The 14,065-nt window shown below is 61.8% G+C and carries 14 protein-coding genes; 7 read left to right on the top strand and 7 right to left on the bottom strand.

Features of this window, described 5'->3' with window-relative positions:
- Positions 1-189: 189 nt before the first annotated feature.
- The 7 genes from ACGYK2_RS09715 to ACGYK2_RS09685 all read left to right on the top strand — a co-directional run bounded on the left by ACGYK2_RS09715 (position 190) and on the right by ACGYK2_RS09685 (position 7,468).
- Positions 190-780, top strand: coding sequence for an XRE family transcriptional regulator (locus tag ACGYK2_RS09715; RefSeq protein WP_209216997.1), 591 nt, complete (start codon positions 190-192; stop codon positions 778-780).
- A 64-nt stretch (positions 781-844) separates the two neighbouring features.
- A complete protein-coding gene (locus ACGYK2_RS09710) occupies positions 845-2,437 on the top strand; it encodes an ABC transporter substrate-binding protein (protein WP_271688557.1) in 1,593 nt (530 codons plus the stop codon).
- Between the two features lie 78 nt (positions 2,438-2,515).
- The gene (locus ACGYK2_RS09705; RefSeq protein ID WP_271688555.1) at positions 2,516-3,625 is read left to right on the top strand and encodes a Xaa-Pro peptidase family protein; all 1,110 of its coding nucleotides are present in this window, start codon (positions 2,516-2,518) and stop codon (positions 3,623-3,625) included.
- On the top strand, positions 3,619-4,626 hold the full coding sequence (locus tag ACGYK2_RS09700) for an ABC transporter permease subunit (RefSeq protein ID WP_168612859.1): 1,008 nt from the start codon (positions 3,619-3,621) through the stop codon (positions 4,624-4,626). Before ACGYK2_RS09705 ends, ACGYK2_RS09700 begins: the two co-directional genes overlap by 7 nt.
- On the top strand, positions 4,626-5,531 hold the full coding sequence (locus tag ACGYK2_RS09695) for an ABC transporter permease subunit (protein ID WP_271688552.1): 906 nt from the start codon (positions 4,626-4,628) through the stop codon (positions 5,529-5,531). Before ACGYK2_RS09700 ends, ACGYK2_RS09695 begins: the two co-directional genes overlap by 1 nt.
- A gap of 3 nt (positions 5,532-5,534) precedes the next feature.
- Entirely contained in the window at positions 5,535-6,512 is a 978-nt protein-coding gene (locus ACGYK2_RS09690; RefSeq protein WP_271688551.1) for an ABC transporter ATP-binding protein, read from the top strand.
- Positions 6,509-7,468, top strand: a complete 960-nt coding sequence (locus ACGYK2_RS09685; protein WP_271688549.1) for an ABC transporter ATP-binding protein — start codon at positions 6,509-6,511, stop codon at positions 7,466-7,468. The genes ACGYK2_RS09690 and ACGYK2_RS09685 overlap by 4 nt, the downstream gene beginning before the upstream one ends.
- A gap of 16 nt (positions 7,469-7,484) precedes the next feature.
- Here the strand turns inward: ACGYK2_RS09685 and doeB are convergent, their stop codons facing one another.
- The 7 genes from doeB to dctP all read right to left on the bottom strand — a co-directional run bounded on the left by doeB (position 7,485) and on the right by dctP (position 13,987).
- A complete protein-coding gene (gene doeB / locus ACGYK2_RS09680; protein WP_271688546.1) occupies positions 7,485-8,474 on the bottom strand; it encodes a N(2)-acetyl-L-2,4-diaminobutanoate deacetylase DoeB in 990 nt (329 codons plus the stop codon).
- On the bottom strand, positions 8,471-9,652 hold the full coding sequence (doeA, locus tag ACGYK2_RS09675; protein ID WP_271688544.1) for an ectoine hydrolase DoeA: 1,182 nt from the start codon (positions 9,650-9,652) through the stop codon (positions 8,471-8,473). The genes doeB and doeA overlap by 4 nt, the downstream gene beginning before the upstream one ends.
- A gap of 60 nt (positions 9,653-9,712) precedes the next feature.
- A complete protein-coding gene (locus tag ACGYK2_RS09670; RefSeq protein WP_271688542.1) occupies positions 9,713-10,504 on the bottom strand; it encodes an aspartate/glutamate racemase family protein in 792 nt (263 codons plus the stop codon).
- Between the two features lie 17 nt (positions 10,505-10,521).
- Positions 10,522-10,962, bottom strand: coding sequence for a universal stress protein (locus ACGYK2_RS09665; protein WP_093738578.1), 441 nt, complete (start codon positions 10,960-10,962; stop codon positions 10,522-10,524).
- A 12-nt stretch (positions 10,963-10,974) separates the two neighbouring features.
- Positions 10,975-12,261 carry a TRAP transporter large permease gene (locus ACGYK2_RS09660; RefSeq protein ID WP_067262546.1) on the bottom strand — a complete coding sequence of 429 codons (1,287 nt, stop codon included), beginning with the start codon at positions 12,259-12,261 and terminating at the stop codon, positions 10,975-10,977.
- A gap of 3 nt (positions 12,262-12,264) precedes the next feature.
- Positions 12,265-12,903: a TRAP transporter small permease gene (locus tag ACGYK2_RS09655; protein ID WP_197470835.1), complete on the bottom strand. Its 639-nt coding sequence runs from the start codon at positions 12,901-12,903 to the stop codon at positions 12,265-12,267.
- Positions 12,904-12,976: 73 nt separating this feature from the next.
- Complete coding sequence (gene dctP, locus ACGYK2_RS09650; RefSeq protein WP_271688539.1) at positions 12,977-13,987, bottom strand: TRAP transporter substrate-binding protein DctP; 1,011 nt, start codon at positions 13,985-13,987, stop codon at positions 12,977-12,979.
- Between the last annotated feature and the right edge of the window lie 78 nt (positions 13,988-14,065).

Raw genomic sequence — 14,065 nt, 5'->3', positions numbered from 1 at the left:
CCCGCTGGCCGCAGCCTCGCGCCCTGCGCCGCGGTGCAGTAAAAAAATTATTGTTGACCCTCAACCTTTTTAATTTCACACAGCGAGACATGAAAAGGCTATACCCGGCATGAGATCGGGCCGCTGTTCACGGGGAGGGTGAATTTGCTGACTGCCAATGGCGACAGTGTATCGACGCTTGGCGCGCGTATGCGCAAGCAACGTCATCGTTTGTCCCTGACTCTACAGCAGTTGGGCGAAGCCTCCGGCGTGTCCGTAGGCTATCTCAGCCAAGTCGAACGGGGCCGGGCCACGCCGTCACTGGGCACCCTGTCGCAGATCGCCGTGGCGCTTCAGGTCGATGTCAGTTTTTTCATCCATACGCCCAAGACCCAAGACAGCCTGACCCGCGCGGCTGAGCGTCCGCGCTTTGCCGTTTCGGGCTCATCCATCGAATATGAGAAGATCGGCGCGGATTTCCCGGGCCATGAGCTGTCCTCCTACATCATGAACGTGCCGCCGGGCTATGCCTCGGAAGAGGTCGTCCATGAGGGCGAAGAGGTGATCTATATCCTTGAGGGAGAGATCGCGCAGGTCGTCGATGGGGGGGAGCATATTATGCGGCCCGGCGACAGCCTGCATTACCTCGGCAGCAGCCCGCATTCGTGGTCCAACAAGACCGACAGGCCCGCCCGCGTGCTTTGGGTGGGGCGGATGCAATATGAACAGGCCGCTGGCGCCAATAGAATACGTCCGAATGAAGGGGCAGTCGCCACCGCATTCGCGTCGTCTCGCCCGTAAGGGCGTATCACCTGCGGCGGATACCCCGCTGCCAAGAAACAAACCAACCAGGAGAGAGAATATTATGTCTTTTACAACGAAATTGGCCACCGGTGCCATGCTGGCGGTCCTTGGGGCCTCGGCGGTATCGGCCCAATCGCTGGTCTATTGCTCCGAAGGCTCGCCCGAGGGTTTTGACCCTGCGCTGTACACAGCCGGCACCACATTCGACGCCTCCAGCCACCCGATCTACAACCGTCTGGCCGAGTTCAAAGTCGGCACGACCGAAGTCGTGCCCGCGCTGGCCGAAAGCTGGGAAGTCAGCGAAGACGGCATGACCGTGACCTTCAAGCTGCGCAAAGGTGTGAAATTCCACTCCAACGACCAGTTCACGCCGACACGCGACTTTAACGCCGACGACGTGATCTTCAGCTTTGACCGTCAGGGCAACGAAGAGAACCCCTATCACACCGTCTCCGGCGGCACATGGGAATACTACGGCGGCATGTCCATGCCCGACCTGATCGAAAGCATCGAGAAGGTCGACGATTACACCGTGGCGTTCAACCTGACCCGTCCCGAAGCGCCCTTCATCGCGAACATGGCGATGGACTTTGCTTCGATCGTGTCCAAGGAATATGCCGACGCGATGATGGAAGCCGGCACGCCGGAAATGGTGAACCAAGCGCCCATCGGCACTGGCCCGTTCAAGTTCCAAGCCTACCAGAAAGACGCTGTCATCCGTTACCTGCGTAACGACGACTACTGGGGCGATGCGGCCAAAGTCGAAAGCCTGATCTTCGCGATCACGCCCGATGCTTCCGTGCGCTATCAGAAGGTGCAGGCGGGTGAGTGCCACGTCATGGCATATCCGAACCCGGCCGATGTTCAGGCGATGAAAGACGCCGAAGACATCGTCGTGATGGAGCAAGAAGGTCTGAACGTGGGCTATCTGGCCTATAACACGCAGGTCGCGCCCTTCGACAACGCCAAGGTCCGCAAGGCCCTGAACATGGCGATCGACAAACAGGCGATCATCGACGTGGTGTTCCAAGGTTCCGGCGAAATCGCCAAGAACCCGCTGCCGCCGACCATGTGGTCCTACAACGACGCCATCGAAGACGACAACTATGACCCCGAGGCCGCCAAGGCGATGCTCGAGGAAGAAGGTGTCAGCGATCTGTCCATGAAGATCTGGGCGATGCCGGTTCAGCGTCCCTACAACCCCAATGCCCGCCGTATGGCCGAACTGATGCAGGAAGACTTCTCCAAAGTTGGCGTCGATGTCGAAATCGTCTCCTACGAATGGGGTGAGTACCTTGAGCGTTCCAAGTCCAAGGACCGTGACGGTGCCGTGCTGCTGGGTTGGACCGGCGACAACGGTGACCCAGACAACTTCCTCGCGGTTCTGCTGGGCTGTGACGGTGTCGAGAAATCCAACCGCGCCCAGTGGTGCAACGAGGAATTCGACGCGCTGATCCAGAAAGCCAAGGTTCTGCCGACCCAAGAAGAGCGTGCGCCGCTTTACGAAGAAGCGCAGGAAATCTTTAAGGACCAAGCACCTTGGGCCACCATCGCGCATTCGGTCGTCTACATGACCATGCGCCCCGAGGTTGAGAACTATGTCGTGCACCCGCTGGGGGGCCACATCTTCAACCAAGTTGGCCTGAAGCAGTAACACTCCCGCTTTGACCAAAGGGGGCGGCATCCTGTGCCGTCCCCATTTTATTAACCTTGCCAGCCCGAAAGCCAGCCCATGTCCCCTTCGCTGAATGATCGCCTGTCGGCCTATGCCGATATCGCCGCTGACCTATCGGTCGATGCCGTGGCGCTGGTGCCCGGCCCGAATTTCACCCGCGCCGTCGACCATGCCTTCATGAGCCACGAACGCCCCTTCGTTCTGGTGATCCCCGCCCGCGGCCCCGCCGCCGCCTTGGTGCCGAACCTTGAGTTGGGCAGTTGGGAGTTGGTCGGTTTCGACGGGGTCGTTTTCGATTGGCGCGACCAGACGGGCTATGACGATGCCTTCGCCGCGCTGATGCAACATTTGAACATCTCCTCGCTCGCCGTTGAAGGCCAAGTGATGCGCGTCTTCGTGCATCACGCGCTGAAGAAAGCGCAGCCCGATCTGCGGATCATCGACGCCGAGCGCGAGATCTCCGCCCCCCGCATGATCAAGACCGAGGCCGAGGTCGCGGCCCTGCAAAAAGCCATCGACATTTCCGAACGCGCCCTGCGCGCCACGCTGGATAGCGTGAAGCTCGGCCAGACCGAGAAAGAGATCGAACAGAAACTGGTGCAGATGGTCTTTGCCGAAGGGGCCGACGATCTGTCCTTCGCCCCCATCGTCGCCGCCGGTGACGGCTCGGCCCGCCCGCATGCCAAAGCGCGTGAGGATTACCACGTCAAAGCAGGCGATGCGCTGCTGATCGACTTCGGCGCGCGGAAGGACGGCTTTGCCGCCGACATCACCCGCACCGTTTTCCTTACCCATGTCAGCGACGAGGGGCGCGCCGTGTACGACACTGTGCTGCGCGCCAATCTTGCCGGGCTGGAGGCCACCCGTGCAGGCGTCACCGCGCATGAGATCGACGATGTGGTGACCGGGGTGCTCGAAGCCTCTCCTTTTGCCGACCGCATCCGCACCAAGACCGGCCACGGTCTAGGCCGCGATGTGCATGAAGCGCCCTATATCATGCGCGGCAACCACATGACTTTACCCGCCGGAACGGTGTACACCAACGAACCCGGTCTCTATGAGATCGGCAACTTTGGGGTGCGCATCGAAGATGACGTGCTGATTACCGAAGATGGCTACAAATCCCTGACCAACTTTCCGAAGGAACTGATGGTGCTCCCGTGCTGAAATATGTCTTGTCGCGCCTTGCGACCTTCATCCCCACCTTTATCGGCGTCACGCTGATATCATTCGCCTTCATCCGCTTGCTGCCCGGCGACCCGATCGTCGTCATGGCCGGTGAGCGTGGCATTTCCGAAGAACGCTATCTCGAACTGCAACAGCAGTTCGGCTTTGACCGGCCGATCTATGTGCAGTTCTGGGATTACTTCACCGGCGTGATACAGGGGGATTTGGGCACGTCTTTCGTGACCAAACGCCCCGTCTGGGATGAGTTCTTCTCGCTTTTCCCCGCCACGCTTGAGCTGTCGCTCTGTGCGATGATCTTCGCCGTGGCCTTGGGCCTGCCCGCGGGGGTGATCGCGGCGGTGAACCGGGGCAAGTTCTTTGACCGGGCGCTGATGTCGACCGCGCTGGTGGGCTATTCGATGCCGATCTTCTGGTGGGCCTTGCTGCTGATCATCGTCTTTTCCGGAAACTTGGGCTGGACCCCGGTCTCGGGCCGGATCGACCTTCTTTACTATTTCCCCAACGCCACTGGCTTTATGCTGATCGACAGCATCGTCTCGGGGCAGGACGGGGCGTTCCTCTCGGCGCTGCGGCACCTTCTGCTGCCGACCATCGTGCTGGGGACGATCCCATTGGCGGTGATCGCGCGGCAGACCCGTTCGGCGATGCTTGAGGTTTTGGGCGAGGATTATATCCGCACCGCCCGCGCCAAGGGCATGTCGACGGGCCGGATCAACGGCATCCACGCCCTGCGCAACGCGCTTATCCCCGTCATCACCGTGATCGGCCTCTCGGTCGGCACACTGCTGGCGGGCGCCATCCTGACCGAGACCATCTTTAGCTGGCCGGGCATCGGCAAGTGGATGGTCGACAGCATTTTCCGCCGCGACTACCCGGTGGTTCAGGGTGGCCTTCTGCTCATCGCCGTCATGGTCATGGTCGTGAACCTTACCGTCGACATGCTCTACGGCATCATCAACCCCAAGATCAGGAAACGCTAATGGACGACGCACTCTCTGCCGAAGCCGAAATGGTGCACGACCGCCCCGGCCGCTTGCGCGAATTCTGGTTCTATTTCCGTGAAAACCGCGGGGCCGTGATTGGCCTGTGGATCTTCGCCATCTTCGCCATCCTCGCGCTCTTCGGCCCATGGATCGCCCCGCATGACGCGACCGAGCAGTTCCGCTCGGCCACCCTGCAACCGCCCGCGTGGCAAGAGGGGGGGACGTGGAACCACATCCTCGGCACCGATCCTCTGGGCCGGGACATGCTCTCGCGGCTGATCGTCGGCGCGCGCTATTCCTTCTTCGTGGGCATCGTGGTGGTGACCATCGCCGCCTCGGGCGGGATCATCATCGGTCTCATCTCCGGCTTCGCGCCCAAATGGGTCGATACGATCATCATGCGGATCATGGACATCATCCTTGCCTTCCCGTCGCTCTTGCTGGCGTTGGTGCTGGTGGCGATCCTTGGGCCAAGCCTCACCAACGCGATGATCGCCATCGCCATCGTGCTGCAGCCGCATTACGTGCGCCTGACCCGCGCCAGCGTGATCTCCGAGCGGCAGAAGGACTATGTCACCTCGGCCCGCGTCGTTGGTGCCAGCACGCTGCGGCTGATGGTCGTGACCGTGCTGCCAAACTGCCTTGCGCCGATCATCGTTCAGGCCGCGCTGTCGTTTTCGACCGCGATCCTCGATGCCGCCGCCTTGGGCTTCCTCGGGATGGGCGCACAGCCGCCCACCCCCGAATGGGGCACCATGCTGGCCGAAGCGCGCGAGTTCATCCTGCGCGCATGGTGGGTCGTGACCTTCCCGGGTCTTGCGATCCTCGTCACGGTGCTCGCGATCAACCTCATGGGCGACGGTCTGCGCGACGCCCTCGATCCGAAACTGAAGCGGAGCTGATTGATGTCACTATTGCGTATCCGCAACCTCTCGGTCGATTTCGCCACCGCCTCGGGCAAGTTCCGCGCCGTGGACAGCGTCGATCAGGATGTCGACACCGGTGAGATTCTCGCCATCGTCGGCGAAAGCGGCTCGGGCAAATCGGTCTCGATGCTGGCGCTGATGGGGCTCTTGCCCTGGACCGCCACCGTCACCGCCGATGAGCTGACCTTTGACGGCCACGACCTGCTGACAATGGACAAACGCGCCCGGCGTAAGATCGTCGGCAACGATCTGGCGATGATCTTCCAAGAGCCGATGTCCTCGCTCAACCCCTGTTTCCCGGTGGGCTGGCAGATCAAGGAATCTCTCCGCGTGCATCTGGGCCTGAACCGGGCCGAGCGGCACAAGCGGGCGATTGAACTGTTCGAACAGGTCGGCATTCCGGACCCGGAAAAGCGCCTTTCGGTCTTCCCGCACCAGATGTCGGGTGGGATGAACCAGCGGGTGATGATCGCCATGGCGATTGCCTGCAAGCCGAAGCTTCTGATCGCGGATGAGCCGACGACCGCGCTCGACGTGACCATTCAGGCGCAGATCCTCGACCTGCTGACCTCGCTGCGCGACGAGACGGGCATGGGGTTGGTGCTGATCACCCATGACATGGGTGTGGTGGCCGAAACAGCCGAGCGCGTGAGCGTGCAATATGCGGGCCAGAAGATCGAAGAGCAGCAGGTGCTGCCGCTCTTCCGCGAACCGCACCATCCCTATACGGCGGCGCTGCTGGATGCCTTGCCCGAACGCGCCACGGAGAAACGCCTGCCGACGATCCCCGGCGTTGTGCCGGGCCAGTTCGACCGGCCAGCGGGCTGCCTCTTCTCCCCGCGCTGCAAGTTCGCCAACGACAAATGCCGCGCCGAGAACCCGCCGCCCTTGGGCGAAGACCTCGGCAAGGCGCGCTGTTTCTATCCTCTCAACACCGATGAAAGGGCCGCGTCATGACCGCCCCCGTAATGACCGCCGACTCGCTGCAGCGTCACTATCAGGTTGGTGGCGGCTTCCTGCGCAAGACCCAGACGCTCAAGGCCGTCGCGGGCCTCGATTTCGAACTGCACCCCGGCAAGACGCTGGCCGTGGTGGGCGAGAGCGGCTGCGGCAAGTCCACGCTGGCGCGCATGGTCACGATGATTGAAGAGCCGACCGCAGGCGCGCTCACGCTCGACGGCAAGCCTGTGCGGCCCGAGGATTGGGCCGACCTGCGCCAGCATGTGCAGATCGTCTTTCAGGACCCTTACGGCTCGCTCAACCCGCGCCAGCAGATCGGCACGATCCTGCAAGAGCCGCTGGTCATCAACCGCAAGGACATGTCCAAGAAAGAGCGCGAGGAAAAGGCGCGCGAGATGCTGCGCCTCGTCGGCCTGCGGCCCGAGCATTACGACCGCTACCCGCATATGTTCTCGGGCGGTCAGCGCCAGCGGATCGCGGTGGCCCGGGCGCTGATGCTCGACCCCAAGGTGCTGGTGCTGGACGAGCCGGTCTCGGCTTTGGACCTGTCGATCCAATCGGCGATCCTGAACCTGCTGGTGGACCTGCAGGAAAAGATGGATTTGGCCTATCTCTTCATCAGCCATGACCTGTCAGTTGTGCGCCACGTGGCCGATGACGTGATCGTCATGTACCTCGGCCGCGCGGTGGAGAAGGGACCGAAGGACGAGGTTTTCGACAACCCGCGCCATCCCTATACAGCGGCGCTGCTCTCTGCCACACCGCGCGCGGACCCCGAAGGCGGCAAGGAGCGGATCAAGTTGCAGGGCGAGCTGCCCTCGCCGCTGGCGATCCCCGAGGGCTGCCCCTTCGCGCCGCGCTGTTGGAAAGTGCAGGATGTCTGCCGGAAAGAGCGCCCCCCGTTGGAGGGCGCACCGCATCCAGCGGCTTGCTACTTCCCCATCGACGAATGAAGCGGGCGCGGGTGGCTCAGACCACCTGCGCCACCACCCCGATGCAATCGCCCATCTTGACCAGCCCCGGCACATGCCGGGCGGTCAGGATGCCGCTAAGCTGCGCATGGGCGAGGATCGCTGGCTGACCGCTGCGGTCGCTGGGCCAGAGGCGGGCGATGGGCTGGCCCTCGGTCACCGCGTCACCCAGATCGACCAGCGGCTCAAGCAGGGCCGTGGTCTCGCTAAAGGTGAAACAGCGCCCGTCGGGCATGTCGAGCATCACGCTTTCGGCCACCTCCGGCTTCCCTTGCAGAATGCCCGCATGGATCAGCAGATTGCGCGCGCCTTTGCGGGCGACGGCGATGCTCTTGGCTGTCGATGTGCCAGCACCGCCGAGTTCGGTGGTGACAAAAACCTTGCCCTGCTCCTCGACCTCGGTGTCGAACATGCCGCGGTTGTCGATCTCTAGCATCTTCATGGAGTAAGGCGCGTTGAAGGCCTCCATCGCGGCCATGCAGGCGGCCTCTTGCCGCTTGTCGGGCAGGATATGCGCGGCGGCGAAGGGCAGGAAATCCAGCGTCCGCCCGCCGGAGTGGTAATCCAGCACAATATCGGCCAGCGGCACCAGTTCGGTGGCGATGTAATGCGCGATCTTCTGGGTCACCGTGCCCCCGGGGCTACCCGGAAAGCTGCGGTTCATATTGCCCCCGTCGATGGGCGAACAGCGGCGGCCTGCGGCAAAGGCAGGTTGGTTCATCATCGGCAGGATGATGATGCGGCCCGAGACCTGCGCCGGATCCAGCGTGGCGGCCAGTTCCTGCAAGGCAATCGGGCCTTCGTATTCATCGCCGTGGTTGCCGCCGGTGAGCAGCGCCGTGGGGCCGTCGCCGCCATTGATGACGGTGATGGGGATCATCACGGACCCCCAAGCGCTGTCGTCGCGGCTGTAGGGCAGGCGCAGGAAACCGTGATGGGCGCCGGGTTGGTCGAGCGGGATGGTCGGGGTGATGGGATTGCTGGTCATGCGGAAACAAACAACTTTCGCGGTGTGGTGCAGAAACATTCGTGGCCGGTCTCGGTAATTCGGATCGGCTCGGTGATCTCAAGCCCGCCATCGTCGAGCCAAAGCGCGGGCATGAAATGGAAGGTCATACCGGGCTCTAGGATCGTCTTGTCGCCACGGCGGAAAGAGATGGTGCGCTCCCCCCAGTCCGGCGGGTAGCTGATGCCGATGGCATAGCCGCAGCGGCTGTCCTTTTCGAATCCCGCCTTGTTCAGCGTGGCGTTAAAAGCATTGGCGATATCCTCGGCCCGGTTGCCGGGTTTGGCCTGTTCGAGACCTGCGTCAATCGCATCCAGCACGGCGCTTTCCGCGTCGCGGTATTTCTGCGGCACATCGCCAAAGAACAGCGTGCGCGACTGGGGGCATTGGTAGCGTCGATGCGCGCCTGCGATCTCAAAGAACGTCGCCTCATTGGGCTGCATGGGCCGGTCGTCCCATGTCAGATGCGGGGCGGTGGCGTCCATGCCCGAGGGGGCCATTGGCACGATGGCCGGGTAATCGCCCCAGAACCCCTGCGCGCCGCGAATGCCGGTGGCATAGATCTCGGCCACCAGATCGTTCTTGCGCATGCCGGGCACGGCGACTTCGAGGATGCGAACGTGCATTTCCTCGACGATGCGCGCAGCGCGTTCCATATACTCGATCTCGCGCTCGGATTTCACCGCGCGTTCCCAGTTCACCAGCGCGGTGGCATCCAAGAAGGTCGCCTTGGGCAGTTTGGCCTTGAGCGTGTCATGGGCGCGGGCGGAGTAATAGTAGTTGTCCATCTCGACGCCGATGCGCGCCTGCTCCAACCCCATCTCGCTCAAGAGGGTTGAGAGGTCTTCCATCGGGTGTTTTTCGGGGTTCTGGACGTAGGTATCGTCATAGCCGCGAATGCAGTCGTCCTCCATGAAGACCGTCCGCCGGGCGCCAAGCGCATCCATGCCGCGGCCCCACCAGACCGGCTCGCCCTCATGGGTCAGGATCACCGCTTGGTAAACATAGAAGGACCAACCGTCATAACCCGAGAGCCAAGACATGTTCGACGGATCGCTGACGACGATGGCATCGAGATTGCGCGCGGCCATGGTCTTGCGCGTTCGGTCGACCCGGCGCTGGTACTCGCTGTTTGTAAAATTCGCCTCATAAGTGGTCATAGGCCAGCCCCTTTCATGTCTGGTTACCCGAATAATGCGATCCGGCCAGAGGGGCCGGGATCACGGAATGATGCCTTGTGCATGGGCGCTTGGCATGTCGCAGTCGAACAGACGGCCATAGCCATCGGGGCGGCCCGAAAGCCCGCCCATCCGCTGCAACGCCCAGCACAGCGCTTGGTTAGAGGTCACGACGGGCTTGCCCAGCCGTGTTTCGATCCGGTCGATCACGTCGACGCCGCGCAGGGAGGTGCAGGAGAGGAAAAATGCCTCTACTTCCGCGCCATCCAGCGCAGCGGCGCCGTTTATGATGCTTTCGTCGTCAATCCGCGCCATGTCGCGGTCGTCTTCCAATGCGAAGGCCCCGTTGCGCATGACCTCTAGCCCCTGATCGTTGAAATAGGTGGCCAGCGGCGCGGCGGTTTCCGGCAGATAGGGGGTCAGCATCGCCACCCGCGTCACGCCAAGCGCGGCAAAGCCTGCGATGGCGGCAGAGGCGGGGGTGATGACGGGCACGCCGGGCAGCCCCTCGCCAATCGCCTCGCGCACGGCCGGGTTGCCGATGGCGACCGAGGCCGAGGTGCAGCAAAAGGCGATGGCCGACAGCTGGATGCCCGGCACCAAAAGCGCCGCCGTGCGCGCCATATCGGGGGTCATGGCCCGCAGCCGTTCGGGGGTGGTGGGGTTCTCAAAGGCGATCCGCGCCACATGCAGCGCCGCCTGCGCCGGGTCGATCAGCCGCGCGGCGTCGCGTTCAAAGGTCATGTCGGTCGACAGCAGCATCGCCCCCAGCCGCACGGGGTCATCTTCACGCAAACGGCAATCAAGCGTCTCGCTTTGCACAGGAGGTGTCACCTGAATATTCCTTTGACCTAGACGACAAGCACGGGGCATTTCGCGAGCCCCGTAACCTTGTGAGAGACCGAGCCCAAGAGGTAGCTGTCGCCCGTGGCGCCTAGGCCGCGTGACCCGATGACGATAAGATCGACCTCATGTTTCTTGGCAAATTCCGTCACCGCCCGCGCGGGGCGGCCAGAGCGGACGAAGGCGCGGACATTCTCGACGCCCGCGTCTTTCATTAGTTGCTTGCCGTGGGTGATGATCTCGGTCGCATGGGCCTGCATCGCGTCGTCGATATTGCCCGGATCGTTCACCCGCACCATCGACAGCGACGCCTCCAGCATCGAATGATGCCGGTAGATCGTCAGCAGCGTCACCTTCGCCCCGGTCAGATTGGCCATCTCTGCCGCCTTCATCAGTGCGCGGTCGGCATTCACCGAGCCGTCATAGGGGGCGAGGATATGGGTGAACATGACGCTCTCCTCTTATTTCGCAAAGGCCAGATCGCGCAGGAACAGGGCGATTTGCGGGAAAAAGATCAGGGCAACCGAGACGCTCAGCAGCATGATGATGAAGGGCGGGGTGCCGCGGATGACCTCCATATAGGGCCGTTTGAAGACCGCGATGGCGGTGAAGATGTCACAGCCAAAGGGCGGCGTGGCCGAGCCGATGGCGACTTGCAACGTGATGACGGTGCCGACCAGCACCGGGTCGAGGCCGACCGAGTCCACCACCGGTGCGAAGATCGGCACGAAGACGAGGATCACGACGATGGGGTCCACGAACATACAGCCGATGAAGAAGGCCGCCGAGATCACGAAGAGCACGCCAATCGGCCCCATGCTGTCGATCCCGATGCCGGTCAGCACCGCTTGGGGAATCTGCGCGAAGGAGATCACCCAAGAGAATGCCGCACCCGCCGCGACGAGGATGAAGACCACGGCGGTAATCAGCCCGGTCGATTTCGCGGTCTCATAGATGCCGGCAAAGTCGATTTCCCGAAAGACGATCATCTCAAGGAAAATGGCATAGAGCACGCAGGCCGCCGCCGCCTCGGTCGGGGAGAAGACACCGCCGTAGATGCCGCCGATGATGATCGCCGGGAAGCCCAGGGGCCAGAGCGCTTGACGCACCGCGCGGAAACGCTCGCCCCATGTCGCTTTCTCTTCGGTGGGGACGTTGTGGCGGTAGGCGTAGATCACGGAATAGACCGAGAAGAGCGCGAGGATCAGCAGCCCCGGCCCGATGCCCGCGATGAAGAGTTCGGCAATGGACGTGTTGGAGACGACGCCGTAGATGATCATCCCGATGGAGGGCGGAATCAGGAAGGCGATATCGGAGGAGTTCACGATCAGCGCCAGCACGAAACTGTCTTTGTAGCCCGCCTTGAGCATCCGGGGCCGCAGCGGCGAGCCGACGGCGACGACCGTCGCCTGAGTGGAGCCCGAGACCGCGCCGAACATGGTGCAGGCCGCGGCAGTGGCGACCGCGAGACCGCCCTTCATATGGCCGACGAAGGACATCACCATATCGATCAGCCGCCCGGCGGATTGGCCGCGCGTCATGATGTCGGCGGCAAAGATGAACATCGGCACGGCGATCAGCGAGGCGGGACGCACCCCCGCCATCATCTGCTGCACCATCGTCTCAAGCTGGCCAAAGCCGCCGAAGAGGGAATAGAAACCGACAAACGCGCCGACGATCAGCGGGATCATCATGGGAAAGCCGAGCAGCAACAGAACGACCATGACAGAGAAAATGGTGACGGCCATGGCTCAGACCTCCCGCTCGTTGTCGTCGTAGCCTTCGAGAACGCTGGTCGACAGGTAGATATCTGGTTCGATGATGTTTTTGATCGCTGTCAGCAGGTATTGCAGCCCGGTCATGAAAAAGCCGAAAGGCACCCAGACCAGTGTCCACCAGACCGGCACTTGCAGCGCGGGCAGCAGGCGGCCGCGTCCGGCTTGGGTCATGATGTATTGCAATGCGTACCAAGCAAGGCCGAACATGAAGACGGCGGTGACGAAGGCGATAAAGATCATCAGCACTTTGCGGGGGCGCGGGGGCAGGGCGTCGAAAATCGCCGACATGCGGATATGCCGCCCATGCCGCGCGGCATAGGAGATGCCCGCAAAGGTGATGAGAATGATCAGAACGCTGTTCAGTTCTTCGGAAAAGAAGATCGAGCTTTGAAAGACGAAACGGCCCACCACATTGGCAATTGTATTGGCGGCCATCAACAAGACACCAGCGGCGAGCATTACGGACTCAAGCCAGCTGATCGCGTTGTCGATCGTGCCCAGAGGGCCGGGGAGGGTGGATTTATAGGTGCCCACGGGGGCGTCATCGGTGCCGGTGGTATCTGTCTGAGATTGCAGTTGCGAACTGTGGTTGTCTTCCGTCACCGGCGTCATCCCGTAGATGGTTCAAATGGATCGCGTCAAAATAAGGTCACCCCCCGGCGATGCCGGAGGGTGAGAAAGGTATTTACTTGACGGCTTCAAGGTCTGCCTTGAATTGCTCAAGGATTTCCTTGCCGCTGTCGCCTGTCATTTCGATGAAGGCTTCTTCGACCGATGCGGCCTTGTCTTTGAAGGGCTGACGCTCTTCTTCGGACAGGATGTTGATCTGCATGTCGGGCTTCGCCTTGGCGATGTTATCCAGCGACTTTTCCTGCAGGCCGGACTGGTATTCGAGGATGTATTCGAATGCCGCGTCAGAGGCGTTCTGAACCACCTCTTTGTCCGCATCGGACAGGCCGTCGTAGAAATCCTTGTTGGCCATCACAGCGGTGGTGAAGTTGTTGTGGCCGATGCAGGTGATGACCTCGGTCACCTCATACATCTTGGTGGATTCCAGATAGAAGCCGGGGTTTTCCTGACCTTGGATGATGCCGGTCTGCATCGCGCCATAGACTTCGCCCCATGGCAGCGGTGTCGGGGTCGCGCCGAAGGCTTTGTAGCTTTCGACCAAGAGCGGGTTGGTCATGACGCGGAACTTGACTTCGTTGAGGTCCTCGGGCGTTTTGACCGGCTCTTGCGTGGTCATGCAGACGTCGCCCTCGGGGAACATCTTGAGCAGTTCCAGACCCTGCTCTGCATAAAGCTCGGGGAACATCTCGTTGATGGCCTTGGAACTGCGGAAGAACTCGAACAGTTCCTCGTCGTCCTGCGGCAGCAGGTAGGGCACGAAGAAGACCTGCGCCTCGGGGATCAGCGCGCCGGTGAAGCCGGGGGATTGATCCACGAACTGAAGGATACCGGCCTGCGCCTGTTCCATCGTGTCAACGGATTCACCCAATGTGCCATAGGGAAAAAGCTGCACTTCGTGGTCGGAGTTCGCTTCGACTTCTTCCTTGAATTTCTGGGCGTATTTGCCCTGCACCTCGTCCAGGGCCTCTTCAAATGCATAGCGCCAAGTGTCGGCGGAGGCCGCGCCTGCGACGCTTGTCACGGCTGCGAGGATACCCCCGGTGATAACGGTCTTGAAATTAGCCATCTGTCTCCCTTTCATTTATTGCCCGCGCAGCACAAAGGCCGCAGCGAAACTAATGTCCTGACTGCTAGATCATTTAAA

Source organism: Sulfitobacter sp. 1A10359, assembly GCF_043558145.1.
Classification (GTDB): Bacteria; Pseudomonadota; Alphaproteobacteria; order Rhodobacterales; family Rhodobacteraceae; genus Sulfitobacter; species Sulfitobacter faviae.
The sequence above is the reverse complement of the archived record's forward strand: the minus strand, read 5'-3'. Positions and strand labels throughout refer to the sequence as shown.